Below are 25,762 nucleotides of genomic sequence, written 5' to 3'. Positions count from 1 at the left end.
TACTCCGAGCCATTCTAACAAAACGTCTGCGCGTTCCGGCGAGCCGCAGACAGTCTTTCTTTGCCTCTCGTGGCCGTCACCGCTGTGCTTGCAGCCTGACCGCCCCATGTGATATCGAGGACGCGCGGCGGCGTGCCGCAGCAGGTGGTCCGTCCGTTTCGCATGCTGGGCGAGCTTCGCCAGGGCGGTTTCCTTCGGCTCACGGTTCATCTCTATGGAATCACTGCGCATCTACAACACGCTCGCGCGTGACAAGCAAGTTTTCGTGCCGCGCCAGTCCGGCGAAGTGCGGATGTACGTATGCGGGATTACCGTCTACGACTATTGTCACGTGGGCCACGCGCGCATGCTGGTCGTGTTCGACCTCGTCCAGCGCTGGTTGCGTGCGATCGGCTATCGGGTCACGTACGTGCGCAACATCACCGACATCGAGGACAAGATCATCCGCCGCGCGGTCGAGAACGGCGAGACGATCAAGTCGCTGACCGACCGGTTCATCGGCGCGATGCACGAGGATGAAGCCGCGCTCGGCATCCAGCGGCCCGACATCGAGCCGCGCGCGACGCAGTTCATTCCGCAGATGCTCGGGATGATCGAGCAGCTCGAGACGAACGGCTACGCATATCAGGCGAGCGACGGCGACGTCAATTATTCGGTGCGCAAGTTCGCGAACTACGGGAAGCTGTCGGGCAAGTCGCTCGACGACCTGCGTGCGGGCGAGCGCGTCGCCGCGAACGATGCGAAGGAAGATCCGCTCGATTTCGTGTTGTGGAAGCGCGCGAAGGCGGCCGATCCGGAGGGCGCGTCGTGGTCGTCGAAGTACGGGATGGGCCGGCCGGGCTGGCACATCGAGTGCTCCGCGATGGGCTGCACGCTGCTCGGTGAGCATTTCGACATCCACGGCGGCGGGCAGGACCTGCAGTTTCCGCACCACGAGAACGAGATCGCGCAGAGCGAAGGCGCGACCGGCCAGACGTTCGTCAATTACTGGATGCACAACGGCTTCGTGCAGGTCGATAACGAGAAGATGTCGAAATCGCTCGGCAACTTCTTCACGATCCGCGAAGTGCTCGAGCGGTACGACGCCGAGGTCATGCGCTTTTTCATCGTGCGCACGCACTACCGGTCGCCGCTCAACTACAGCGACGTACACCTCGACGATGCGCGCGCGTCGCTCACGCGCTTGTACACGGCGCTGAAGGATGTCGAGCCCGACACGCTCGCGCTCGACTGGAACGAGCCGCATGCGCGGCGTTTCGCGGCCGCGATGAACGACGACATCAACACGCCGGTCGCGGTGGCGACGCTGTTCGAGCTGGCGGGTGAAGTCAATCGCACGCGCGATGCGTCGCTCGCGCGGCAACTGAAACAGCTGGCGGGCCTGCTGGGCCTGCTTGGCCGCGAACCGCGCGTGTTCCTGCAGCAGGGCACCGGTGCCGCGCAGGCAGGCGGGCTCGCAGCCGACGAAATCGAAGCGAAGATCGCCGCGCGTGTCGCGGCGAAGCAAGCGAAAGACTATGCCGAAGCGGACCGGATTCGGGCGGAACTGCTCGACGCCGGCATCGCACTTGAAGACAAACCGGGCGGATCGACCGAATGGCGTCGCGTATGAGCGCGGTGCGTTCCACTGACCGATCCGTCAGGTAGGAGGCAAGATGGCAACGGCCAGAAAAGCGCCGGTCAGGCGCGCGACTCCGCTCGCCGCGCGTCCGGCAGCCAAGCGCGCGCCGGCGGCGAAGGCGGACGCGACGCGCGCCGTGCCGAACGGCGCGCTCAACGGTCATGCGAAGCCCGCGCGCGCGAAGGGCGCGGACGCGGCGCAGCCGGAGGTCGCGATGGCGGCCGCCGACGCGGCCCGCAGGGTGCGTGTATCCGATGCGACGGTCGACGGCGCCGATGGCGCCGTGCGTCCCGCATACTGGGACAAGGCATGCGCCGATCTCGTCAAGCGCGACCGCATCCTGAAGAAGCTGATCCCGAAGTTCGGCCCCGCGCATCTCGTGAAGCGCGGCGATCCGTTCGTCACGCTCGCGCGTTCGGTCGTCGGCCAGCAGATCTCGGTGCCGTCCGCGCAGGCGCTGTGGGCGCGCATCGAGGATGCGTGTCCGAAACTCGCACCGCAGCCGGTCATCCGGCTCGGCGCGGACAAGCTGATCGCGTGCGGACTGTCGAAGCGCAAGACGGAATATATTCTCGATCTCGCGCAACACTTCGTGTCCGGCGCGCTGCACGTCGACAAATGGACGTCGATGGACGACGAGGACGTGATCGCGGAACTCACGCAGATTCGCGGCATCAGTCGCTGGACGGCCGAGATGTTCCTGATCTTCAACCTGTCGCGGCCGGACGTGCTGCCGCTCGACGATCCGGGCCTGATCCGCGCGATCAGCGTCAATTACTTCAGCGGGGAACCCGTCACGCGCAGCGAGGCGCGCGAAGTGGCGGCCAACTGGGAGCCGTGGCGCACCGTCGCGACCTGGTACATGTGGCGCAGCCTCGACGCGCCGGACGCCGACGCCGATTGATGGCTATCGGGTTTTAAACATCAATAGTTGAGAGCCGGTTTTGCACGTCGCCCGCGCGGGTAGAATACGCGCTGCCGCAAGACCCAAGGATTCAAACACATGAAGACCACGTTTCTGGATTTCGAACAGCCGATCGCCGAACTCGAGGCCAAGATCGAAGAGCTGCGATTCGTGCAGGACGACTCGGCTGTCGATATTTCGGAAGAAATCGAGCGGCTGTCGAAGAAAAGCCAGCAACTGACGAAGGACCTCTACGCGAACCTGTCGCCGTGGCAGGTCTCGCAGATCGCGCGGCATCCGCAGCGTCCGTATACGCTCGATTACGTTGCGGAACTGTTTACCGATTTTCACGAACTGCATGGCGACCGCGCATTCGCGGACGACCTGTCGATCGTCGGCGGTCTCGCGCGCTTCGGCGGCCATCCGTGCATGGTGATCGGCCACCAGAAGGGCCGCGACACGAAGGAACGCGCGGCGCGCAACTTCGGGATGCCGCGTCCGGAAGGCTATCGCAAGGCCGAACGCCTGATGCGTCTCGCCGAGAAGTTCGGGCTGCCGATCTTCACGTTCGTCGACACGCCGGGCGCGTACCCGGGCATCGGCGCGGAAGAGCGCGGCCAGTCGGAAGCGATCGGCCGCAACCTGTACGTGATGGCCGAACTGAAGACGCCGATCATCACGACCGTGATCGGCGAGGGCGGTTCGGGCGGTGCGCTCGCGATCGCCGTGGCCGACACCGTGATGATGCTGCAATTCTCGACCTACTCGGTGATCTCGCCGGAAGGCTGCGCGTCGATTCTGTGGAAGAGCGCCGCGAAGGCGCCCGAAGCCGCGGAAGCGCTGGGCCTGACCGCGCATCGCCTGAAGGCGCTCGGCCTGATCGACAAGATCATCAACGAGCCGCTCGGCGGCGCGCACCGCGATCCGAAGGGCATGGCCGCGCTGCTGCGCCGCGCGCTCGCCGATTCGCTGCGCCAATTCCAGGGCATGAGCATCGATGCGCTGCGCGAGCGCCGCTTCGAGCGCCTGATGGCCTACGGCAAGTTCAAGGAAACCACGCCCGGCGCATGACCGGCGTGTTCGCATCGCGCGCCGCCCGGCGCGCGTCTGTCTCGTGATCCCCCCGACCGAATTCTCCGCCGACCGCGTCGTCCTCGACGCGGTCGGCGTTGCGCTTGCCGATCTGCCGGCCGATGCGCGCATCGCGATCGCGTACAGCGGCGGCCTCGACTCGACGGTGCTGCTCGACGCGGCCGTGCACGTGGCGGGCGCCGCCCGCTGCATCGCACTGCACGTGCATCACGGCCTGAGCGCGAACGCCGACGCATGGGTCGCGCATGCGCAGGCGACGGCCGCGCAACTCGGCGTCGTGTTCGAATCGGAGCGTGTCGACGTGCCGCGCGACAGCGGCCTCGGCATCGAGGCGACCGCGCGTGAGCGCCGCTATGCGGCACTCGATGCGATGTGCGAGCGTCACGGCGTGGCGGCGCTCTGGGTCGCGCAGCATGCGGACGACCAGGCTGAGACCGTGCTGCTGCAACTGTTGCGCGGCGCGGGGATCGCGGGCCTCGCCGCGATGGCGCCGCGCTATCGCCCGGACGGCGCGAGCGTCGAGCGCGTGCGCCCGCTGCTGCGACTGTTGCGCGCGCAACTGGAACGCTATGCGGCGCAGCGCGCGCTCGCGTGGATCGACGACGAATCGAACGACGACACGCGTTATGCGCGCAATGCGCTGCGCATCGACGTGCTGCCGGCGCTCGCCGTGCACTTCCCGGGTTTTCGCGATGCGCTGGGACGCGCGGCCCAGCATGCGGCCGCCGCGCAGCGACTGCTCGACGATCTGGCCGAACTGGATTTCGCCGGCGCCGCGCGCGACGACGGCCGCGCGCTGTCGCGCGCTGCGCTGGTCGCGTTCGATGACACGCGCGGCGCGAACCTGCTGCGTTTCTGGATGCGCCGGCTTGGGCTTCCCGGTGCATCGGCCGGCCGGCTCGCGAACATGATGCGGCAACTGCGCGCCGCGCACGATGCGCATGCGCTGCGGGTCGATCATGCGGGGCAGTGCCTGCGGCTCTATCGCGATGTCGTGTACTGGGAGGCGGGCGACAGCGCGGAGCCGGCCGACGACGGCACCGGGACGCCGCATCCCGAGTGCTCGCTTGCATGGGACGGACAGGAAGTCTGGCGCGTGCCGGCGTGGCGCGGCACGTTCGTGTTCGCGCCGGCAGAGGCCGGCAGCGACGGCGCGGTTCCGGAGGCGCTGCTGCGCGGCGCGGTGCTTGCCGCGCGCGCCCGTGCGGGCGGCGAGCGGCTGCGTACGTCGCCCGGCGGACCGGGCCGCACGCTGAAGAACCTGTTCCAGGAGCGCGGCGTGCCGGCCTGGCAGCGCGACGTGCCGCTGTTGTTCGCGGGCGACCGGCTCGTCTACGTGCCGCGGGTTGGCGTGAATCACGGCGAAGGGCTGTCGGGCGACGGCGGCTGGCGCCGGATCGAATGGCGTCCCGACCTGCTGATCGCGTAGCGGGGGCACGCTTGCGGCCGCGCGATCGCGCGCCGGTTTTCACCATTTGGTAAACAGCGCCGGAACGCATGCCAAACCGGCGAGCGGCTTGTCAAGCGGGCCTCTATCGGGTACGCTCGGACGTTTGCTCGGCTCGATTTTTGAGCGATTTGTGCAGGTTTTCCGCGTGACGTACCCGGTTTGCGCGGCCTGATCGGCCTTCCGGGCAAAATCCGTCACGCTTGCGTGTTGCGTCCCAGCCGTCCCCCTCGTCGTCCGTCCACAGCCACAAGCCGCGTGACCGAACGGCAACGCGGCCTGCCCAGCGCGCCCGTGCGGCTTCTCCTCCAGTTCAGAACGACAATGGCACTCATCGTACACAAATACGGCGGCACTTCGATGGGCTCGGTCGAGCGCATCAAGAACGTCGCGAAACGCGTCGCAAAATGGCATCAGGCCGGGCACCAGATGGTGGTCGTGCCGTCCGCGATGTCCGGCGAAACCAACCGTCTGCTCGGTCTCGCGAAAGAGATTTCGAGCCAGCCGAGCCCGCGTGAGCTCGACATGATCGCGTCGACCGGCGAGCAGGTCAGCGTCGGCCTGCTGTCGATCGCGCTGCAGGAAATCGGCGTCGAGGCCGTGAGCTACGCCGGCTGGCAAGTGCCGATCAAGACGGACAGCGCGTTCACGAAGGCGCGCATCCACTCGATCGACGACGAGCGTGTGAAGGCCGATCTGAACGCCGGCAAGGTCGTGATCATCACGGGCTTCCAGGGCGTCGATCCGGACGGCCACATCACGACGCTGGGCCGTGGCGGCTCGGACACGTCGGCGGTGGCGGTCGCGGCCGCGCTGGATGCCGAAGAGTGCCTGATCTACACGGACGTCGACGGCGTCTACACGACCGACCCGCGCGTGGTCGAAGAGGCGCGCCGCCTCGACCGCGTGACGTTCGAGGAAATGCTGGAAATGGCCAGCCTCGGCTCGAAGGTCCTGCAGATCCGCTCGGTCGAATTCGCCGGCAAATACCAGGTGAAGACGCGCGTGCTGTCGAGCCTGACCGATCCGCTGATTGCGCTCGACGAAGAAATGCGCTCGGGCACCCTGATTACTTTTGAAGAAGACGAGACCATGGAAAAGGCAGTCATTTCCGGCATCGCGTTCCAGCGCGACGAAGCACGCATTGCGGTGATGGGCGTGCCCGACAAGCCGGGTATCGCGTATCAGATCCTCGGCCCGGTCGCCGACGCGAACGTCGACGTCGACATGATCATCCAGAACCAGAGCGTCGAAGGGAAGACGGACTTCACGTTCACGGTCGGCCGCGGCGACTACCAGAAGGCAATGGACATCCTCACCAACCAGGTGCAGGGTCATGTGAGCGCCGAGCGCGTGCAGGGCGACCCGAAGGTGTCGAAGGTGTCGGTCGTCGGCGTCGGCATGCGCTCGCACGTGGGCGTCGCGAGCAAGATGTTCCGCACGCTGTCGGAAGAGGGTATCAACATCCAGATGATCTCGACGTCCGAAATCAAGATTTCGGTGCTGATCGACGAGAAATACATGGAGCTGGCCGTCCGCGCGCTGCACAAGGCATTTGAACTCGATCAGGCCGCGTGATTTTTTTGTGATGCATTGAAGAAAATGCATCACGGAAATTGACGAGCGGTTCGAAACCCTATATTATCTCGTTCTCGTCGCACTGCCTCCCTGGTGCGAGCGAAAGTTTGGGAGACGTGGCCGAGAGGTCGAAGGCACTCCCCTGCTAAGGGAGCATCTGGGCCAAAACCTGGATCGAGGGTTCGAATCCCTCCGTCTCCGCCAAAAGCGGTGACAAAGCCCCGCAAGTTCTCGGACTTGCGGGGCTTTTTCTTTTTCTGCTTCGTGTCCAGGCTCGCCGCTGGGCGCCACGCTTCGTCCGGACAGCCAATCAATGCTCGACTCGAGCGACGCTCACGCGCTAAATAGGCATATCGCCTCGCACGGCTCAATCCGGAGTTCCGGCACGCATGCATTCCGTACTGACCATCCTCTCGCATCGACCTGTCGACGGGCTCGTCGACAATCACGAACGTTATGCCCGGGGTCGCGGCTACCGGCACGCGATCGTCGACGGCACGCACGTGTACGGCGAGCGCCAGCAGGTGCTGCACAGGTACCACGCGATCATCGCGCAGCTCGTCGCGATGGAGCAGGACGCGTTGCTGCTCGTCCTCGATCCGTTCTCGGTCGTGTTCGGCCAGCATGCGTTGCCGGATGTCGCGGACGGTTATGACGCGATCGTCACGACCCAGACGTCGAAGTCGCCGTTGCCCGCGGCGAGCGGCATGATCTTTCGCAACGCGCCCGACGTGCGCGAGCGCTTGCGCAAGCTGACGGCCGAATTGGGCAAGTGGGCGATGCGCCTGCCCGAGCGGCAGCATGCATGCGAGGCGACGCTGCTTGCCGAGCACTTCCCGCCGCTGCCGTTCGATCAGCCGCTCGCGACCGGCTATTTCGCGTCGGCCCAGACGGTCTGGGGCGACGGGTTTGCGATCGACGAGGTCGTCGGCGCGCATCCGCTCGTTGCGCACCATGCGCCCGAATGGCGGCAGATCGATGGCGTATGGGCGCCGACGCCCGACTACGACTTTCGCTACGTGGTCGCGCTCGTCGACGATGCAGCGCGTGTCCGGCAGGGCGAGCAGCCGCGCGCGATGGACGACTGGCGCGCCGCGCAGCAGCGAACGCGCGAGCCTGCGCGGCACCTGAACCCGCACGCAAGCATTGCGTTCGTGAGCCTGCACACGTCGCACATCGCTGGTTATGGCGATGTGCACGAAGAGAATTTCATTCGCTACTGCACGCGACACGGCTATGCTTACCACGCGTATCGCGAACCGCCCGCGTTCCTGCCGGCCGGTGTCGATTCGAACTGGGCGAAGCTGCACCTGATTCGCGAACATCTGCCGGATCACGCGTTCGTGTTCTGGGTCGACGCCGACATCCTCGCGATCGACCAACGCCAGACGGTCGACAGCGTGATCGACGGCCGCGATTTCGTGATCGGCACCGACCACACGGCCTGGGCGATCAACTCGTGCATGATCGGCGTGCGCAACGTCGCGCCGATGCGCGAACTGGTCGAGCGCATATGTGCGCGCATCGAGAGCTTCGACGATCGGTCGTCGGTCTACGCGAGCGGTGGCGACCAGCAGGCGATCTATGTCGAATTGCTGGAGGCCGACATGATCGACGCCCGCTATATCGTCGATGCGACGTCGCTCGCATCATCGCCGGTCTATGCGACGCGCGACAGCCGCTTCGTCCATTTCCCCGCGCAACACAACCACTATCGTGCGGTGACGATGCGCGTGTGGGACCGGCTGAGTCATCAGCGCTGATGGAACGCGCCGCGACTTCCGGAGTTCCGGATCGCGGCGATCGGCGATTGGTGAAACAAATATGAAAGCATCAATGTAAGGATTGACTCGCACTCATTCATCCTTCCCCACATTCTGCTCTTGCGCTCTGAAGAACCAGGCTTCGGACAAAAAATGCGGCATCGCACCGATTCTTGTGATCGACGCTGCGCCGCAATACAAAAAATTACTCATAAAAATCAGAGATCTATCTGAGTAGTGTGAAATGACGCTCTGCTGCGATGCAAAAAATAATCAATCGCCTTATGCTGGTTAACCCGATTGCGCTTGAGCGGCATCAACTTTTGCCCTGATTCCGCTTTACATTTTGCCAACATTGGCGATCCACGAAATCTATCTGTCGATTTGATTTCGTTCCCTTCGTCACGCCTGTTCCCGACGCAGTGCGCGACCTTCTCAAGGCCTGTTGACATGCATGATTTTCCCTTCCTGAGCCTGGCGATCTGGGTTCCGATCCTGTTCGGCGCGTGCCTGCTGCGCGCCGGCTCCGACCGCCATCCACATCGCACAAGACTGATTGCGCTCGTCGGTGCACTCGCGGGGCTGGCCGCCGTCGTGCCGCTCGTCACGGGTTTCGATTCGCACTCGGCGGCGATGCAGTTCGCCGAGACCCGCAACTGGCTGGCGGCCTTCAGCGCCGGCTGGCGCGTCGGGATCGACGGCGCGTCGCTGTGGCTCGTCGTGCTGACCGCCTTCACGACACTCGTCGTCGTGATCGCGTCGTGGGAATCGATGACGGTGCGCGTCGCGCAGTACTACGCGTCGTTCCTGATCCTGTCGGGGCTGATGGTCGGCGTGTTCGTCGCGCAGGACGGGCTGCTGTTCTTCATCTTCTTCGAGGCGACGCTGATTCCGCTGTACCTGCTGATCGGCACGTGGGGCAGGGAGCATCGCGTCTACGCGGCCGTGAAGTTCTTCTTCATCTCGTTCGCGGGTTCGCTGCTGCTGTTGATGGCGATGCTGTACCTGTACGCGAAGTCGCATACGTTCGACATGAACGCATGGCGCACGCTGCAGCTCGGCTTCGCGCCGCAGCTGCTGGTGTTTCTCGGCTTCTTCGCCGCGTTCGCGGTCAAGGTGCCGATGTGGCCGGTCCATACGTGGCTGCGCGACGTCTACACGGACGGCCCGACGGGCGCCGCGCTGATGCTCGCGATGCTCAAGCTCGGCGGTTATGGCTTCCTGCGCTTCGCGCTGCCGATCACGCCGGACGCGAGCCACTTCTTCGCGCCGGCCGTGATCGCGCTGTCGTTGTTCGCGATCGTCTACGCGAGCCTGATCGCGCTTGCGCAGACCGATCTCGGCAAGCTGCTCGCGTATTCGACGGTCGCGCACATGGGGATCGTCACGCTCGGGCTGTTTCTGTTCAACCAGATCGGCGTCGAGGGCGCGATCGTGCAACTCGTGTCGTACGGTTTCGTCGCGGGCGCGATGCTGCTGTGCGTGAGCGTGCTGGTCGATCGCACGAAGCAGCGCGAGATCGCCGCGTACGGCGGCGTGGCGGGCGTGATGCCGCGCTTCGCGACGTTCGCGCTGCTGTTCGCGATGGCGAACGTCGGCCTGCCGGGCACGTCGGGCTTCGTCGGCGAGTTCATGGTCATCATGGGCGCGATCCGCGTCAACTTCTGGATCGGTGCGATCGCGGCGCTCACGCTGATCCTCAGCGCGTCGTACACGCTGTGGATGGTCAAGCGTGTCGTGTTCGGCAAGATCGCGAGCCCGCGCATCGCGAAGCTCGCCGACCTGAGCCGCCGCGAGATCGTGATGTTCGCGTCGCTCGCGCTGATCGTGCTGATGGTCGGCGTCGATCCGAAGCCGTTCACCGACGCGATCGATCCGACCGTCGTACGGCTGATCGACGACGCGAGCCATTCGAAGCTGCCGGCCGGGGACGGCGGCGCGCCCGCGCAGGCATACATGGCCGCGGCGCACGGCTGATCGCGTGACATCGCACGCAACGACCGCATCGCATGACGATGCAGTCGTTGCGCGCACATCCATCCTGGCAGGCGCCGGTGGCGTCCGGCCGGCTCGCGGCCGCCTCCCGGCTGCGTGAAATTGCCCCGCGACAATCTGTCTCACGACGGATTTTGCAATGATGATTTGCCGCATGCACCGGTTTTTCATCGCGCCCGCGCGACGTATGATTCGGCCACTTTCGTGGATCGAATGCGCATCGGGCATACGCAACGGATTCAATGACCCTCGGGCTGTGTGATGAAAAGAAGAGCTTCAAAAGGCTGGACAGCGCTGATGTCGATCGGCGCGGCTTTGAGCCTGTCAGGCTGTAATTTAGATGTACTAAATCCGAAAGGAAGCGTCGGGGCCGCCGAAAAGGCGCTGATCGCGACGTCGACATGGGCGATGCTGATCGTCGTCGTGCCGGTGATCCTGCTCACGCTGTGGTTCGCGTGGCGCTACCGCGCATCGAACCGCAATGCCGCCTATGCGCCGAACTGGTCGCACTCGACCGCGATCGAGGTCGTGATCTGGACGGTGCCGACGCTGATCATCCTGTTTCTCGGCGTGCTCACGTGGAAAACCACGCACGAACTCGATCCATACAAGCCGCTCGAGTCGTCGGTGAAGCCGCTCGACGTCGAGGTCGTCGCGCTCGACTGGAAGTGGCTGTTCATCTATCCGGAACTCGGCATCGCGTCGGTGAACCAGCTCGCGATTCCCGTCGGCACGCCGGTGAACTTCCGCATCACGTCGGATTCGGTGATGAACTCGTTCTTCATTCCGCAGCTCGGCGGCCAGGTCTACGCGATGGCCGGCATGCAGACGCGCCTGCACCTGATCGCCGACGAAGCCGGCGACTATGCCGGCACGTCCGCCAACTTCAGCGGCCGCGGCTTCTCCGACATGAAATTCCGCACGCTTGCCGAGCCGCGTGAGCAGTTCGACGCCTGGGTGCAGAAGGTGAAGGCCTCGCCCGACCGGCTCGACGCGACCGTGTACGGCACCGTCGCACAGCCGAGCGAGAAGGCGCCCGTGCGCTACTTCTCGTCGGTCGATCCGCGGCTCTTCCACAACATCATCGCGAAATACAACGATGGCCACGTCCTCGATCTGAAGGACGCCGCCTGCGGCACGAAGGGGTAACGCATGTTCGGCAAACTCACACTATCGGCGATCCCGTTCGATCAGCCCATCATCATGGTGGCCGGCGCCTTCATGGGGCTGGTCGTGCTGGGCATCCTCGCCGCGCTGACGATCACCGGCCGCTGGAAGTGGCTGTGGACGGAATGGCTGACGACGGTCGACCACAAGAAACTCGGCGTGATGTACATCATCGTCGCGCTGATCATGCTGCTGCGCGGCTTCGCCGACGCGATCATGATGCGCATGCAGCTCGCGCTCGCATACAACGCGCCCGGCTACCTGCCGCCGCACCACTATGACCAGATCTTCACGGCACACGGCGTGATCATGATCTTCTTCATGGCGATGGTGTTCATGGTCGGCCTGATGAACCTCGTCGTGCCGCTGCAGATCGGTGCGCGCGACGTCGCATTCCCGTTCATCAACTCGCTCTCCTTCTGGATGACGGCCGTCAGCGCGGTCCTGATCAACATCTCGCTCGTGATCGGCGAGTTCGCGCAGACGGGCTGGCTCGCGTATCCGCCGCTGTCGGAGCTGCAGTTCAGCCCGGGGGTAGGGGTCGACTACTACCTGTGGGCGCTGCAGATCTCGGGCGTCGGCACGCTGCTGACCGGCGTGAACTTCTTCGTGACGATCATCAAGATGCGCGCGCCCGGCATGACGCTGATGAGGATGCCGGTGTTCACGTGGACGGCCCTTTGCACGAACGTGCTGATCATGGCGTCGTTCCCGATCCTGACCGCGACCCTTGCGCTGCTCGGCCTCGACCGTTACCTCGGAATGCACTTCTTCACGAACGAAGCCGGCGGCAACGCGATGCTGTACCTGAACCTGATCTGGGCGTGGGGCCATCCGGAGGTGTACATCCTGATCCTGCCGGCGTTCGGCATCTTCTCGGAAGTCATCGCGACGTTCTCGAAGAAGCCGCTGTTCGGCTACAAGACGATGGTGTACGCGACCTGCGCGATCATGGTGCTGTCGTTCCTCGTGTGGTTGCATCACTTCTTCACGATGGGTTCCGGTGCGAACGTGAACGCGTTCTTCGGGATCATGACGATGATCATCGCGATCCCGACCGGCGTGAAGGTGTTCAACTGGCTGTTTACGATGTACCGCGGCCGGATCGAATTCACGACGCCCGTGCTGTGGACGATCGGCTTCATGGTCACCTTCACGCTCGGCGGCATGACCGGCGTGATGATGGCGATCCCGGGCGCGGACTTCGTGCTGCACAACAGCCTGTTCCTGATCGCGCACTTCCACAACGTGATCATCGGCGGCGTGCTGTTCGGTTATCTCGCGGGCTTCAACTACTGGTTCCCGAAGGCGTTCGGCTTCAAGCTGAACGAGAAACTCGGCAAGGCTGCGTTCTGGTTCTGGCAGGTCGGCTTCTACGTCGCGTTCGTGCCGCTGTACGTGCTCGGCTTCATGGGCATGACGCGGCGTCTGAACCACTACGACAACCCGGCGTGGCATCCGTGGCTGCTGGTCGCCGCGTTCGGCGCCGTGCTGATCGCAATCGGCATCGCTTGCCAGCTGCTCCAACTGGTCGTCAGCATCCGCAACCGAAACCTGCCGGCGTACCGCGACACCACGGGCGATCCGTGGGGTGGCCGCACGCTGGAATGGGCGACCTCGTCGCCGCCGGCCGACTACAACTTCGCGGTGATCCCGCAAGTGCGCACGCTCGACGCGTACGCCGACATGAAGGCGCGCGGCGATGGCCGGCCGAACCCGGCGGCGATCCGCGACATCCACATGCCGTCGAATACGTGTGCGGGCCTCGTGGTCGCGATCTTCAGCCTGGTGCTGGGCTTCGCGCTGGTATGGCACATCTGGTGGATGGCGATCGGCGGCCTGGTCGGCATCGTCGCGACGCTCGTGATCTACAGCTCGCGTGACAACGACGGCTACTACATCCCGGCGACGAAGGTGCGCAAGATCGAAGAGAAGCAACCGGCGGCGCGCGTGGCCACGCGTGTCGACGACGTGGAACTGGAGGCCAACTGATGTTGCAGAAAACCTTGAGCGCAACCCTGCTCGAACACGACGACCATCCGCCGTCGCACTCGGTGTTCGGCTTCTGGCTGTACCTGATGACCGACTGCGTGATCTTCGCGGCGCTGTTCGCGACGTTCGCGGTGCTCGGCAACCAGTACGCGGGCGGTCCGACCGCCAAGGACCTGTTCGACATTCCTGGCGTCGCGGTGGAAACCGCCACGCTGCTGCTGTCGAGCATCACCTACGGCTTCGCGATGCTGGCTGCCTACAAACAGCGGCGCGGCGCGCTGCTCGCGTGGCTCGCGGTGACGTTCGTGCTCGGCGCGGCATTCCTCGCGATGGAACTGCGCGAGTTCTCGCACCTGATCGCGGAAGGCGCGGGCCCGCAGCGCAGCGCCTTCCTGTCGGCGTTCTTCACGCTGGTCGGCACGCACGGGCTGCACGTGACGGCCGGCCTGCTGTGGATGATCGTGCTCGCCGGGCAGATCGTATTCCGCGGCGGCGATCTGACCGATCGCGACCTGCGGCGCCTGACGTGCCTGAGCCTCTTCTGGCACTTCCTCGACATCGTGTGGATCTGCGTGTTTTCCTTTGTCTATCTCGCGAGCGTGATCTAAATGGCCCATTCGCATTCGTCTCAACTCGAAGAAGGGCACGGCAGCGTCGGCGGCTATGTCGCGGGCTTCATCCTGTCGGTGCTGCTCACGGCCGCGTCGTTCGGCCTCGTGATGGGCGGCGTGCTGTCGCCGCACGCATCGCTGATCGCGCTTGCCGCGCTCGCGTTCGTGCAGATCGTCGTCCACCTCGTGTACTTCCTGCACATGAACGGTTCGTCCGGTCAGCGCTGGAACGTGATGGCGTTCAGCTACACCGTGCTGACCGCGGCGATCCTGATCGTCGGCACGCTGTGGGTGATGCACAACGTCAGCATGAACATGATGTCGCGCTGAGCGGCATCGCGGCGCAGCGCGCCGGCCACGAAGAAGCGGCACTGCGCGAGTGCCGCTTTTTTTTCGTCCTCGACATCCGGATCGAGCGTTTCGACGGTATCGGCAGCTCGAACGAGAGCCGGAACGCAGCATGATCCGGCGCGCGTGCGTCGCCGACACGCGGCGGGCGCGAAGGCCCGCCGGGCGGGGCGCAGAAGGGCACCGGGTGCCGCTCGGCCCGTCAAATGTTACAAGACGTTAGCGAGCGCTTCCGGTTGCGATGCCGCGCATCAGTTCTTACAAACTTGAAATATGCCGGCACGGCGCTTGCCGCTATAGTCGAATCACACATGAAACAACTCGAAGAGGAATCCATGAAGACTTTGCGTGTTGCCTCGCTCTTGACCGGTATGACGGCCTTGCTCGTGTCGGGCGCAGCAATGGCGGGAGTCAATGTCGGGATCAACGTCGGCGTGCCGGCTCCGGTCTACGTCGCCCCCGCGCCCGTGTATGCGCCGCCGCCTCCGCCGGTCGTCTACCAGCCGGCGCCTGTATATGCCCCGGCGCCCGTTTACGTGCCGGCACCGGCGGTCGTGATCGGCTGGCATGGCGATCGCTACTGGGACGGGCGCCGCTACTGGGGCCGCGACGAGTGGTATCGCCATCATGGCCGCGGCTGGGGCGGCGATCGCGATCGCGGTCACTGGGACAACGGCCGCCACAACGGCTGGCGTTGATCGAACCGCGGCGCACGCATGAGAAGAAGACCGCCCGTGTGGCGGTTTTCTTTTGCCTGCGCGGGCCGCGCGTGGAGGTCGCGACGCGCTGGCGCCACGCAAGAATGGCTGCAAGCTGGCTCGACGTCGAATTGAATGGGTAGAATCGACCCACGTTCCATCCCTCAATCGACCGACAGAGCCTCTATGACGAAGGGTTTGCCCCGCGCCGCCGTCGTGCGCACCCGCTTCGGCGCCGCGCATGCGGTACGGGCCGCCGGCCGCGCGGCGGCAGTATGGGCGATACAGGCGGTGCTGGCCGCGACGGCCGCGCACGCGGCCTATGCGATCGCGCAGTACGGCGAGCCGAAATATCCGCCGGGCTTCAAGCATTTCGACTACGTGAACCCGGACGCGCCGAAGGGCGGCACGCTCGTGCTCGCGAACCCGAGCCGGCTGACGTCGTTCGACAAGTTCAATCCGTTCACGATGCGCGGCAACCCCGCGCCGGGCATCGACATGCTGTTCGAGAGCCTCGCGACCGGCAGCTCGGACGAACCGGCATCCGCCTACGGACTGCTCGCCGACGATATCGCGATCGCGCCGGACCGCCGCTCGGTCACGTTCCACCTGAACCCGCGGGCGCGCTTCTCGAACGGCGATCCGGTCACGGCCGACGACGTCAGGTTTTCGTTCGACACGCTGAAAAGCAAGCTGGCCGCACCGCAGTTCGGTGCGTATTTCGCCGAAATCGCGAAGGCCGTGGTCGTCGATCCGGCCACCGTGCGTTTCGAGTTCCGCAGCACGAACCGTGAACTGCCGCTGATCGCCGGCGGCGTGCCGGTGTTCTCGCGCAAGTGGGGGCTGCGCGCGGACGGTTCGCGGATTCCGTTCGACCAGCTCGCGTTCGAGCAGCCGATCGGCAGCGGCCCGTACCTGATCGAGCGCTACGACAACGGCCGCACCATTACGTACCGGCGCAATCCCGCGTACTGGGGTGCCGACCTGCCGGTGCGGATCGGCACCAACAACTTCGAGCGGATCGTCTACAAGCTGTACGGCGACGGTGTCGCGCGGCTCGAGGCATTCAAGGCTGGCGAGTACGACGTGCTGGTCGAGTACATCGCGCGCAACTGGACGCGCCGCGACGTCGGCAAGCGCTTCGACAGCGGCGAGCTCGTCAAGCGCGAATTCCGCCAGCACAACGGCGCGGGCATGCAGGGTTTCTTCATGAACCTGCGCCGGCCGCTGTTTCGCGACGTGCGCGTGCGCCAGGCACTCGATCTCGCGTTCGACTTCGAATGGCTGAACCGCCAGTTGTTCTATGGCGCATACACGCGTCTCGACAGCTATTTCGCCGACACCGACCTGCAGGCGACCGGTACGCCGGGCATGGGCGAACTGAAGCTGCTGGAACCGCTGCGTGCGCAGCTCGACCCGGCCGTGTTCGGCCCGATGGTCACGCAACCCGGCACGAACCCGCCGGGCTCGCTGCGCGCGAACCTGCTGAAGGCGCGCGAGCTGCTTGCGCAGGCGGGCTGGACCTACCGCGACGGTGCGCTGCGCAACGCGCAGGGCGAGCCGTTCACGTTCGAGATCCTCGACGATTCGGGTGCGGCGATGGAAGGCGTCGTGACCGCCTACCAGCGCAATCTCGCGAAGCTCGGCATCGACGCGCGCTTTCGCACGGCCGATTACGCGTTGCTGCAGAAGCGGCTCGACGCGTTCGACTACGACATGACGACGGTCCGCCTGCCGGGCGTGCAGGTGCCGGGCGCCGAACAGTTCTCGCGCTACGCCAGCAAGTTCGCCGACGAGCCGGGCTCCGACAACATCATCGGCCTGAAGTCGCCGGCGGTCGACGCGCTGCTGCATGCGCTCGGCACCGCGCAGACGCGCGACGATCTGCTCGACGCGACCCATGCGCTCGACCGCGTACTGATGCACGGCTATTACGCGGTCCCGCAGTGGTACAGCACCACGCACCGGATCGCATACAAGCGCACGCTCGGCTATCCGCAAACGCTGCCGCTGTACTATTCGGCCGAGGGCTGGGTTGTATCGACCTGGTGGGCCAAGCCCGATCACTGAAGCCTGCCGGCCCTTCGTTCAACCCAGCCTATCGATCGCGAGTCGACGCCCTATGTGGAGCTACATCCTCAAACGCCTGCTGCTGATGATCCCGACGCTCGTCGGCGTGCTCACGCTCACGTTCGCCGTGATCCAGTTCGTGCCGGGCGGCCCGGTCGAACAGGCCGTGCAGGAACTGCGCAAGGGCGCGACGGAGCAGGGCGCGGCGCCGTTCGGGATGCGTGCGCATACCGGCGTCGACGCGCAGCAGCTCGCGCAGCTCAAGGCGCTGTACGGCTTCGACAAGCCGCCGCTCGAGCGCTACTGGCTGATGCTGAAGCGCTTTGCGCGCTTCGATCTCGGCGACAGCTACTTCCGCCACCAGAGCGTGTGGTCGCTGATCGTGCAGAAGCTGCCGGTGTCGATCAGCATCGGGCTGTGGACGTTCTTCGTCACGTACCTGATCTCCGTGCCGCTCGGCATCGCGAAGGCCGTGCGCAACGGCTCGCCGTTCGATGTCGCGACGAGCCTCGTCGTGCTGGTCGGCTATGCGATTCCGGGCTTCGTGCTCGGCGTGCTGCTGCTCGTGCTGTTCGGCGGCGGCTCGTTCTGGCAGCTGTTTCCGCTGCGCGGGCTCACGTCGGACAACTTTTCCCAGCTGTCGCTCGCCGGCAAGGCGCTCGACTATCTGTGGCACATCGCACTGCCGATCACGGCGTCGGTCGTCGGCAGCTTCGCGGTCATCACGATGCTCACGAAGAACGCGTTCCTCGACGAGATCCGCAAGCAGTACGTGCTGACCGCGCGCGCGAAAGGGCTCGCCGAGCGCACCGTGCTGTGGAAGCACGTGTTCCGCAACGCGATGCTGCCGCTGATCGTCGGGTTTCCGGCCGCGTTCATCGGCGCGTTCTTCACGGGCAGCCTGCTGATCGAGACGCTGTTTTCGCTCGACGGCCTCGGGCTGCTGTCGTACGAGTCGGTCGTGCGGCGCGACTATCCGGTCGTGCTCGGCACGTTGTACCTGTTCACGCTGATCGGGCTCGCGACCAAGCTGATCTCGGACCTCTGCTATGTGTGGGTCGACCCGCGCATTCAATTCGACAACCTGGAGCGCTGACATGAAACCGTCCGTTAGCACGCCGCTCGTCGGCGCGCCCGTCCGCCTGCCCGCGCTCGCCGGGCGAGGTGCGCGATGAACCGGGCCGTCGTGTCGTCCCGTATCGCCGCGGCGCGTGCGCGCGTGTCGCCGTCGCCCGCGCGCCGCGTCTGGCAGCGCTTTCGCCAGCAGCGCCTCGGCTACTGGAGCTTCGTGATCTTCGTCGTCGCGTTCGCCGCGAGCCTCGCGGCGCCGCTGTGGTCGAACGACAAGCCGCTCGTCGTGCGCTACGACGGCCAGACCTATTTCCCGATGTTCCATGCGTATCCGGAGACGACCTTCGGCGGCGACTTCCCGACGCCGGCCGATTATCTCGATCCGTACGTCCGCAAGCGGCTCGAGGCGCCGGGCAACTTCGTCGTCTATCCGCCGAACCGCTACTACTACGACACGCTGAACTATTTTTCGACCATGCCGAACCCGGCGCCGCCGTCGCGTGAGAACTGGCTCGGCACCGACGCGCACGGGCGTGACCTGCTCGCGCGGCTCGTATACGGGTTTCGCGTGTCGGTCGAGTTCGGGCTGATCCTGACCGCGATCGGCACGCTGCTGGGAATCGCCGCGGGTGCCGTGCAGGGCTTCTTCGGCGGGCGCATCGACATCGTCGGGCAGCGGCTGATCGAGATCTGGAGCTCGCTGCCGGAGCTGTACCTGCTGATCATCTTCGCGTCGATCTTCGAGCCAAGCTTCCTGCTGCTGATCGTGCTGCTGTCGCTGTTCGGCTGGATCGGCCTGGCCGACTACGTGCGCGCCGAGTTCCTGCGCAACCGCATGCAGGACTACGTGCGCGCGGCCCGCGCGATGGGGCTCACGAACTGGCAGATCATCTGGCGCCACGTGCTGCCGAACAGCATGACGCCCGTGATCACGTTCCTGCCGTTCCGGATGAGCGGCGCGATCCTCGCGCTCACGAGCCTCGACTTCCTCGGGCTGGGCGTGCCGCCGCCGACGCCGAGCCTCGGCGAGCTGCTCGCGCAGGGCAAGGGCAACCTCGACGCGTGGTGGATCTCGCTGTCGACGTTCGGCGTGCTGGTCGCGACGCTGCTGCTGCTGACCTTCATGGGCGACGCGCTGCGCAACGCGCTCGATACGCGGATCGCCGATTCGGTGCGCGCGGCAGGAGGCCAGCGATGAGCGATCCGGTCGTATCGAACGCGGGCGAACCGCTGCTGTCGCTCGAGCATCTGCACGTGCGCTTCGGCGACACGGTGGCCGTCGACGACGTGACGCTCGCGATCGGCCGCGGCGAGCGCGTCGCGCTCGTCGGCGAGTCGGGGTCGGGCAAGAGCGTGACCGCGCTGTCGATCCTGCGGCTGCTGCGCGACGCCGACGTGAGCGGCACGATCCGCTTCGCCGGGCAGGATCTGGCCGGCTACAGCGAACGCGAGATGCGCGGGCTGCGCGGCTCGGCCATCGCGATGATCTTCCAGGAGCCGATGACGGCCCTCAACCCGCTCTATACGATCGGCGCGCAGATCGGCGAGACGATCGTGCTGCACGATGGCGTGACGTCGGCGGAGGCGCGCAAGCGCGCGATCGCGCTGCTCGCGCGCACCGGCATCGCCGAGCCGGAGAAGCGCGTCGACAGCTACCCGCACCAGTTGTCGGGCGGCCAGCGGCAGCGCGCGATGATCGCGATGGCGCTCGCCTGCCGGCCGCGGCTCTTGCTCGCGGACGAGCCGACCACCGCGCTCGACGTGACGATTCGCGCGCAGATCGTCGACCTGCTGCTCGAGCTGCAGCGCGAGGAGGCGGAAAAGCGCGGGATGGCGATCCTGCTGATCACGCACGACCTGAACCTCGTGCGGCACTTCGCCGAGCGGGTCGCGGTGATGGAGCGCGGCAAGCTGGTCGAAAGCGGGCCGGTCGAGCGGATTTTCGCGGAGCCGGAGCATCCGTATACGCAGCGGCTGCTGAACAGCCGGCCGCAGCGCGCGGTCGCGCCGGTCATGCCGATCGCGCCCGTCGTGCTCGACGCGCGCCACGTCAGCGTGCAGTTCGCGCGCAAGCGCCCGGGCTTCGCCGGCTGGTTCGGCACGATGCCGGTGACGGCGGTGGCGGACGTCTCCGTGTCGGTGCGGCAGGGCGAGACGCTCGGAATCGTCGGCGAATCGGGTTCCGGGAAGTCGACGCTGGCGATGGCGCTGCTCGGGTTGCAAAGGACGGCGCACGGCGAGATCGAATTCCAGGGGCGCGCGCTGTCGACCTATCGCGGCCGCGAACAGACCGCGCTGCGCTCGAACATGCAGGTCGTCTTTCAGGATCCCTTCAGCTCGCTGTCGCCGCGTCACACCATCGAGCGGATCGTCGGCGAGGGGCTCGAACTGCATCGCCCGGAACTGACGCCGGACGCACGCCGCGCGAAGTCGCTGGCCGTGCTGCGCGAAGTCGGCCTCGACCGCACCGTGCTGCATCGCTATCCACACGAATTCTCGGGCGGGCAGCGCCAGCGGATCGCGATCGCGCGCGCGCTCGTGCTGGAGCCGCGCATCCTGATCCTCGACGAACCGACTTCCGCGCTCGACGTGTCGATCCAGCAGCAGGTGCTGAAACTGCTCGCGAATTTGCAACAGAAATACAACCTCGGCTATGTATTCATCAGCCATGACCTGGAGGTGATCGGCGCGATGGCGCACCGGGTCGCGGTGATGCAGGGCGGGGCGATCGTCGAGTCCGGCGACGTGGCCGATATCTTCACGAAACCGTCACATCCTTACACACAAAAGCTGTTGAAAGCGGTCTGGAAAGCGTGATAGGCGTCCAATGGTCTGACCATCTCGATTGTATTTTTTAATTTGTTTTGACAAACGATTACGCGCTGGCTAGTATCGACCGAAATTTTCCGCCAATCAGCTGATTTTTAAGCATATTCCATCGACCAATGCAGCATCGATCCCTGACCCAGGCATGCGCGCGCACCCTCGCCGGGCTGTTCATCGGCGCCCTGTTCGCAGCAGCTCCCGGCGCGTTCGCCGACGAAGTCAGCAGTTTTAACCAGAATGTCACGAATTCGACTCAAATCGGGTCGAGCTCCTCCCTCCAGCAGACCAATGCCCAGTCGTCGAGCGGCGGTGCGAAGTCGTTCCTCGCCGGCATGGCGGGCAAGGCAGGCGACGTCGTCGTCGGCGCGCTGAACATGATCGGCGTGCGTTACCGCTGGGGCGGCAACTCGCCGGATTCCGGCCTCGACTGCAGCGGCTTCGTGCGCTATGTGTTCCAGGACACGCTCGGCATGTCGCTGCCGCGTCGCGCGGAAGAGATGAGCCGCGTCGGCGAGAAGGTCAGCATGAGCAACCTGAAGCCGGGCGACCTCGTGTTCTTCAACACGATGCGCCGCACGTTCTCGCACGTCGGCATCTACATTGGCGACAACAAGTTCGTGCATTCGCCGTCGACGGGCAGCACGGTTCGCGTCGACGATCTCGATAGCGGCTACTGGGAAAAGCGATTCACCGGCGCGCGCCGGATCGAGTCGGAGTTCCCGATGAAGGCCGAGGACCTGCGCCAGCGCGTGCGCGCGACGATCGGCGACGACGCGGCGAACGGCAGCAACTGACGCTCGCCGGCGATCCACCGGATCAAAAAACCCTGTCACTGGAAGGCGGCAGGGTTTTTTGTTTTGGGCCTGCCGATAGTGGGTGGGTGGGTGGGTCGGCGGCCGGCCCTGGCTTGCGGCGGCGCGGGCGTCTTGCGCCGCGCACGCTGAGTGCGCTTACGCCGCCGTCGCGCCGCGGGCCGCCGCGAGCTTGCGCTGCAGCTCGGGCATGATGCGCGCGACGGCTTCCTCGCCCGCGAGGATCGCCGCGTTGCGCTGGTTGAAGTCGCTGCCGCCCATCGCCGCGAGGCTCGGGCGGATCACGACGTCCGCGTATTTGTCGAGTTCGTAGGTCTTGATCGTCTGGCCCATGATCGTGAAGGTCTGCAGCAGCATCTCGATCGGGTTGTTGGTCGCCGCGCCGTCCGGCCGCGACGAGATGTCGACCGCGATCACGAAGCTTGCCCCCATCTTGCGCGCGAACGACGCGGGCACCGGGCTCACGAGGCCGCCGTCGACGTATTCGCGGTTGCCGATCTTCACGGGTTCGAACACCGACGGCACGCTGCACGACGCGCGCACCGCAAGCCCCGTATTACCCTGCTGGAACAGGATCGGCTGGCCGTTCTGCAAGTCGGTCGCGACGATGCCGAGCGGCTTCGCCATCTTTTCGATCGGCCGGTTGTTGAGCGTCTTGTTCAGGAAGTTCTGCAGCGCGACGCCCTGCAGCAGCCCGCGCGAGCGGAACGGCAGCGCCCAGTCGCTGATCGCCGCCTGATCCATGTCGAGCGCGATCTTGTTGATCTGCAGTCCACTCATCCCCGACGCGTACAGCGCCCCGACCACCGAGCCTGCGCTCGTGCCGGCAACGATCTCGACCGGGATGCCACGCGCCTCGAGCGCCTTCAGCACGCCGATGTGCGAGAAACCGCGGGCGGCGCCGCCGCCGAGCGCGATGCCGATCTTCACGGGCTTCTCGCGCGACTGCGCAGGATTCGCGGCGTTGTCGGGGCGGGACTTGTCGCCGAACGACGTGCAGGCGGCGAGGCTGGCGGACGCGCAAGCGATCGTGAAATGACGGCGCGACAGGCGAGGGGACGACGACATCGAATGGTTCTCCGGCGGCTTGGCGGCGGGCCTTGCGGCCCGCGGCGGCGATAGGTTCCGAGCGGCCGTGCGGCAGAAACCGGGCGGCCGGCGCGGCGCCGGCTGGCGGCCGCGGCGCGCACATCATAAAGCAAGCGCCGCGCTTGGCGCGAAGGACGGCGCGAGTATAATTCCGGCTTCTTTCCCGTTCCGGGCGCGGCCGGCCCCATTGCTGTCCGGGCTGTCGCTGTCGATCCCGCGTCGAATCATTCATGCGCCCCAGGCGTTCGAGTTACCGTTTATGACCCGTCCTGTCCGTACCCGCTTCGCGCCGAGTCCCACCGGCTTCATCCACCTCGGCAACATCCGCTCCGCGCTCTATCCGTGGGCGTTCGCGCGCAAGATGAAAGGCACGTTCGTGCTGCGTATCGAGGATACCGACGTCGAGCGCTCGTCGCAGGAAGCCGTCGATGCGATCCTCGAGGGGATGCAGTGGCTCGGCCTGGATTTCGACGAAGGCCCGATTTACCAGATGCAGCGGATGGACCGCTATCGCGCGGTGCTCGCGCAGATGCTCGAGCAGGGCCTCGCGTACCCGTGCTACATGTCGGCCGAGGAACTCGACGCGCTGCGCGAACGCCAGCGCGAGGCCGGCCTCAAGCCGCGCTACGACGGCACGTGGCGTCCGGAGCCGGGCAAGGTGCTGCCCGAGCCGCCGGCCGGCGTGAAGCCCGTGCTGCGGTTCCGCAACCCGCTGACCGGCACGGTCGTGTGGGACGACGCGGTGAAGGGGCGTGTCGAGATCTCGAACGAGGAACTCGACGACCTCGTGATCGCGCGTCCGGACGGCACGCCGATCTACAACTTCTGCGTGGTCGTGGACGACATGGACATGAACATCACGCACGTGATCCGTGGCGACGACCACGTGAACAACACGCCGCGCCAGATCAACATCCTGCGTGCGCTCGGCGGCGAGCCGCCCGTCTATGCGCACCTGCCGACCGTGCTGAACGAGCAGGGCGAGAAGATGAGCAAGCGGCATGGCGCGATGAGCGTGATGGCGTATCGCGACGCGGGCTTCCTGCCGGAGGCCGTCGTCAACTATCTCGCGCGTCTCGGCTGGTCGCACGGCGATGCCGAAATCTTCTCGCGCGAGCAGTTCGTCGAATGGTTCGACCTCGAGCATCTGGGCAAGTCGCCCGCGCAGTACGACCACAGCAAGCTGAGCTGGCTGAACGCCCATTACATCAAGGAAGCGGACAACGCGCGCCTCGCCGCGCTGGCGAAGCCGTTCCTCGACGCGCTCGGCATCGACGACGCGGCAATCGCGACGGGCCCCGCGCTCGACGCGGTGGTCGGCCTGATGAAGGATCGCGCGACGACGGTCAAGGAGATCGCCGAAGGCGCCGCGATGTTCTACCGCGTGCCGGCGCCGGACGCCGACGCGATCGCGCAGCACGTGACGGATGCAGTACGCCCGGCACTGGCCGACCTCGTCGTCGCGCTGAAGGCGGCCGACTGGACGAAGGAAGCGGTGTCCGCCGCGCTGAAGGCGACGCTCGGCGCGCACAAGCTGAAGATGCCGCAGCTCGCGATGCCGGTGCGCCTGCTGGTCGCGGGCACGACGCATACGCCGTCGATCGACGCGGTGCTCGTGCTGTTCGGTCGCGACGTCGTGGTGTCGCGTATCGAGGCCGCGCTGGCCTGAGGTTGGGGGGGAGGCGTGCGAGGCCGCCGGCAGGTGACGTCACGGCGGCTTCGCAAAAAATTTCGCTCCAATCGCAAAAAGGGTATTTACAAGTTCAAATTCGGTCCATATAATCTCATTTCTGTTCTGCAAGGGGGTATAGCTCAGCTGGGAGAGCGCTTGCATGGCATGCAAGAGGTCAGCGGTTCGATCCCGCTTACCTCCACCATCAGAGCAGAATGGATTGATTTGCGAAGCAGCGGTGGTAGTAATAAATGCTTCACAAAATGCTTTAAAGCAGTTAGAATTTCGGCCTTCGCTGTTGACGATGAGTGAATAGCGAAAGTCAGACAGATCTGAAAAGATTATGTCCCCTTCGTCTAGAGGCCTAGGACATCACCCTTTCACGGTGAGTACAGGGGTTCGAATCCCCTAGGGGACGCCAGATTCAGCGGCGTTTCGTAGTCGAAGTGTCGCGAGGCTTGCGGGAGCGTAACCGACGTCCTGCAGGTAACGGTGCAGAAAGTTGGAGCGGTAGTTCAGTCGGTTAGAATACCGGCCTGTCACGCCGGGGGTCGCGGGTTCGAGTCCCGTCCGCTCCGCCAGAACGAAGCCCGTTCAAGACGTTTTTGAGCGGGCTTTTGTATTAAAGATGTAAGCAGTACGTTGTCCCCTTCGTCTAGAGGCCTAGGACATCACCCTTTCACGGTGAGTACAGGGGTTCGAATCCCCTAGGGGACGCCAGATTCAGCGGCGTTTCGTAGTCGAAGTGTCGCAACGCTTGCAGGACGTGAACGAGGTCCTGCGGGTGAGAGTGAAGAAAGCTGGAGCGGTAGTTCAGTTGGTTAGAATACCGGCCTGTCACGCCGGGGGTCGCGGGTTCGAGCCCCGTCCGCTCCGCCAGAACAAGGTCCGTTCAAATGAACGTTTTGAACGGGCTTTTGCATTAAAGGTGTAAGCAGTACGTTGTCCCCTTCGTCTAGAGGCCTAGGACATCACCCTTTCACGGTGAGTACAGGGGTTCGAATCC

General features: G+C 65.3%; 19 protein-coding genes, 6 tRNA genes and 1 pseudogene. 24 read left to right on the top strand and 2 right to left on the bottom strand.

Translation table 11 applies throughout. From position 1 onward, the window contains the following. Positions 1-214 precede the first annotated feature (214 nt). From cysS to tilS, 4 genes are all read left to right on the top strand, one after another. Complete coding sequence (gene cysS / locus DIE06_RS34415) at positions 215-1,612, top strand: cysteine--tRNA ligase (protein WP_124665228.1); 1,398 nt, start codon at positions 215-217, stop codon at positions 1,610-1,612. 43 nt (positions 1,613-1,655) lie between these two features. Beyond that, positions 1,656-2,525 carry a DNA-3-methyladenine glycosylase gene (locus tag DIE06_RS34410; RefSeq protein ID WP_124665227.1) on the top strand — a complete coding sequence of 290 codons (870 nt, stop codon included), beginning with the start codon at positions 1,656-1,658 and terminating at the stop codon, positions 2,523-2,525. A gap of 99 nt (positions 2,526-2,624) precedes the next feature. After that, the gene (locus tag DIE06_RS34405) at positions 2,625-3,596 is read left to right on the top strand and encodes an acetyl-CoA carboxylase carboxyltransferase subunit alpha (RefSeq protein ID WP_006478433.1); all 972 of its coding nucleotides are present in this window, start codon (positions 2,625-2,627) and stop codon (positions 3,594-3,596) included. 43 nt (positions 3,597-3,639) lie between these two features. Beyond that, a complete protein-coding gene (gene tilS, locus DIE06_RS34400) occupies positions 3,640-5,046 on the top strand; it encodes a tRNA lysidine(34) synthetase TilS (protein WP_124665226.1) in 1,407 nt (468 codons plus the stop codon). A gap of 122 nt (positions 5,047-5,168) precedes the next feature. On the opposite strand, the pseudogene DIE06_RS39660 reads toward tilS, so the two are convergent. Then, a pseudogene (locus DIE06_RS39660) lies at positions 5,169-5,406 on the bottom strand (hypothetical protein); the annotation flags it as partial. Between DIE06_RS39660 and DIE06_RS34395 the strand changes: the two are divergent. From DIE06_RS34395 to DIE06_RS34325, 14 genes are all read left to right on the top strand, one after another. After that, positions 5,389-6,642: an aspartate kinase gene (locus DIE06_RS34395; RefSeq protein ID WP_040144529.1), complete on the top strand. Its 1,254-nt coding sequence runs from the start codon at positions 5,389-5,391 to the stop codon at positions 6,640-6,642. The pseudogene DIE06_RS39660 and the gene DIE06_RS34395 sit on opposite strands and share 18 nt — an antisense overlap. A 110-nt stretch (positions 6,643-6,752) precedes the next feature. Continuing rightward, positions 6,753-6,846, top strand: a tRNA-Ser gene (locus DIE06_RS34390). Positions 6,847-7,031: 185 nt separating this feature from the next. Next, positions 7,032-8,405 carry a hypothetical protein gene (locus tag DIE06_RS34385; RefSeq protein WP_124665225.1) on the top strand — a complete coding sequence of 458 codons (1,374 nt, stop codon included), beginning with the start codon at positions 7,032-7,034 and terminating at the stop codon, positions 8,403-8,405. A 450-nt stretch (positions 8,406-8,855) separates the two neighbouring features. Further along, positions 8,856-10,382, top strand: a complete 1,527-nt coding sequence (locus tag DIE06_RS34375) for a NuoM family protein (protein WP_124665223.1) — start codon at positions 8,856-8,858, stop codon at positions 10,380-10,382. Between the two features lie 279 nt (positions 10,383-10,661). Next, the gene (cyoA, locus tag DIE06_RS34370; protein ID WP_124665222.1) at positions 10,662-11,549 is read left to right on the top strand and encodes a ubiquinol oxidase subunit II; all 888 of its coding nucleotides are present in this window, start codon (positions 10,662-10,664) and stop codon (positions 11,547-11,549) included. 3 nt (positions 11,550-11,552) lie between these two features. After that, a complete protein-coding gene (gene cyoB / locus DIE06_RS34365) occupies positions 11,553-13,559 on the top strand; it encodes a cytochrome o ubiquinol oxidase subunit I (RefSeq protein ID WP_124665221.1) in 2,007 nt (668 codons plus the stop codon). Then, positions 13,559-14,167, top strand: a complete 609-nt coding sequence (gene cyoC, locus DIE06_RS34360) for a cytochrome o ubiquinol oxidase subunit III (protein ID WP_124665220.1) — start codon at positions 13,559-13,561, stop codon at positions 14,165-14,167. Before cyoB ends, cyoC begins: the two co-directional genes overlap by 1 nt. Then, complete coding sequence (gene cyoD / locus DIE06_RS34355) at positions 14,168-14,500, top strand: cytochrome o ubiquinol oxidase subunit IV (protein WP_006759069.1); 333 nt, start codon at positions 14,168-14,170, stop codon at positions 14,498-14,500. A 353-nt stretch (positions 14,501-14,853) separates the two neighbouring features. Further along, positions 14,854-15,216 carry a hypothetical protein gene (locus DIE06_RS34350; protein WP_124665237.1) on the top strand — a complete coding sequence of 121 codons (363 nt, stop codon included), beginning with the start codon at positions 14,854-14,856 and terminating at the stop codon, positions 15,214-15,216. Positions 15,217-15,402: 186 nt separating this feature from the next. Further along, a complete protein-coding gene (locus DIE06_RS34345) occupies positions 15,403-17,286 on the top strand; it encodes an extracellular solute-binding protein (RefSeq protein WP_124665219.1) in 1,884 nt (627 codons plus the stop codon). Between the two features lie 52 nt (positions 17,287-17,338). After that, positions 17,339-18,382: a microcin C ABC transporter permease YejB gene (locus DIE06_RS34340; RefSeq protein WP_124665218.1), complete on the top strand. Its 1,044-nt coding sequence runs from the start codon at positions 17,339-17,341 to the stop codon at positions 18,380-18,382. A gap of 75 nt (positions 18,383-18,457) precedes the next feature. Continuing rightward, the gene (locus DIE06_RS34335; RefSeq protein ID WP_124665217.1) at positions 18,458-19,555 is read left to right on the top strand and encodes an ABC transporter permease; all 1,098 of its coding nucleotides are present in this window, start codon (positions 18,458-18,460) and stop codon (positions 19,553-19,555) included. After that, positions 19,552-21,174 carry an ABC transporter ATP-binding protein gene (locus DIE06_RS34330; protein WP_124665216.1) on the top strand — a complete coding sequence of 541 codons (1,623 nt, stop codon included), beginning with the start codon at positions 19,552-19,554 and terminating at the stop codon, positions 21,172-21,174. Before DIE06_RS34335 ends, DIE06_RS34330 begins: the two co-directional genes overlap by 4 nt. 128 nt (positions 21,175-21,302) lie before the next feature. Then, positions 21,303-21,977: a C40 family peptidase gene (locus DIE06_RS34325; RefSeq protein ID WP_124665215.1), complete on the top strand. Its 675-nt coding sequence runs from the start codon at positions 21,303-21,305 to the stop codon at positions 21,975-21,977. Positions 21,978-22,133: 156 nt separating this feature from the next. Here the strand turns inward: DIE06_RS34325 and DIE06_RS34320 are convergent, their stop codons facing one another. Continuing rightward, positions 22,134-23,063 carry a patatin-like phospholipase family protein gene (locus tag DIE06_RS34320; protein WP_124665214.1) on the bottom strand — a complete coding sequence of 310 codons (930 nt, stop codon included), beginning with the start codon at positions 23,061-23,063 and terminating at the stop codon, positions 22,134-22,136. A gap of 280 nt (positions 23,064-23,343) precedes the next feature. Between DIE06_RS34320 and gltX the strand changes: the two genes are divergently transcribed. From gltX to DIE06_RS34290, 6 genes are all read left to right on the top strand, one after another. Beyond that, the gene (gene gltX / locus DIE06_RS34315) at positions 23,344-24,753 is read left to right on the top strand and encodes a glutamate--tRNA ligase (RefSeq protein WP_124665213.1); all 1,410 of its coding nucleotides are present in this window, start codon (positions 23,344-23,346) and stop codon (positions 24,751-24,753) included. A gap of 132 nt (positions 24,754-24,885) precedes the next feature. Continuing rightward, positions 24,886-24,961, top strand: a tRNA-Ala gene (locus DIE06_RS34310). Positions 24,962-25,101: 140 nt separating this feature from the next. Continuing rightward, positions 25,102-25,177, top strand: a tRNA-Glu gene (locus DIE06_RS34305). Positions 25,178-25,260: 83 nt separating this feature from the next. Further along, positions 25,261-25,337: transfer RNA gene (locus tag DIE06_RS34300), tRNA-Asp, on the top strand. A gap of 63 nt (positions 25,338-25,400) precedes the next feature. Beyond that, a tRNA-Glu gene (locus DIE06_RS34295) sits at positions 25,401-25,476 on the top strand. 82 nt (positions 25,477-25,558) lie between these two features. Next, a tRNA-Asp gene (locus DIE06_RS34290) sits at positions 25,559-25,635 on the top strand. Positions 25,636-25,762: the final 127 nt, after the last annotated feature.

This window comes from Burkholderia sp. Bp8998 (assembly GCF_003854235.1).
In the GTDB taxonomy this organism is placed as follows: domain Bacteria; phylum Pseudomonadota; class Gammaproteobacteria; order Burkholderiales; family Burkholderiaceae; genus Burkholderia.
The sequence above is the reverse complement of the archived record's forward strand: the minus strand, read 5'-3'. Positions and strand labels throughout refer to the sequence as shown.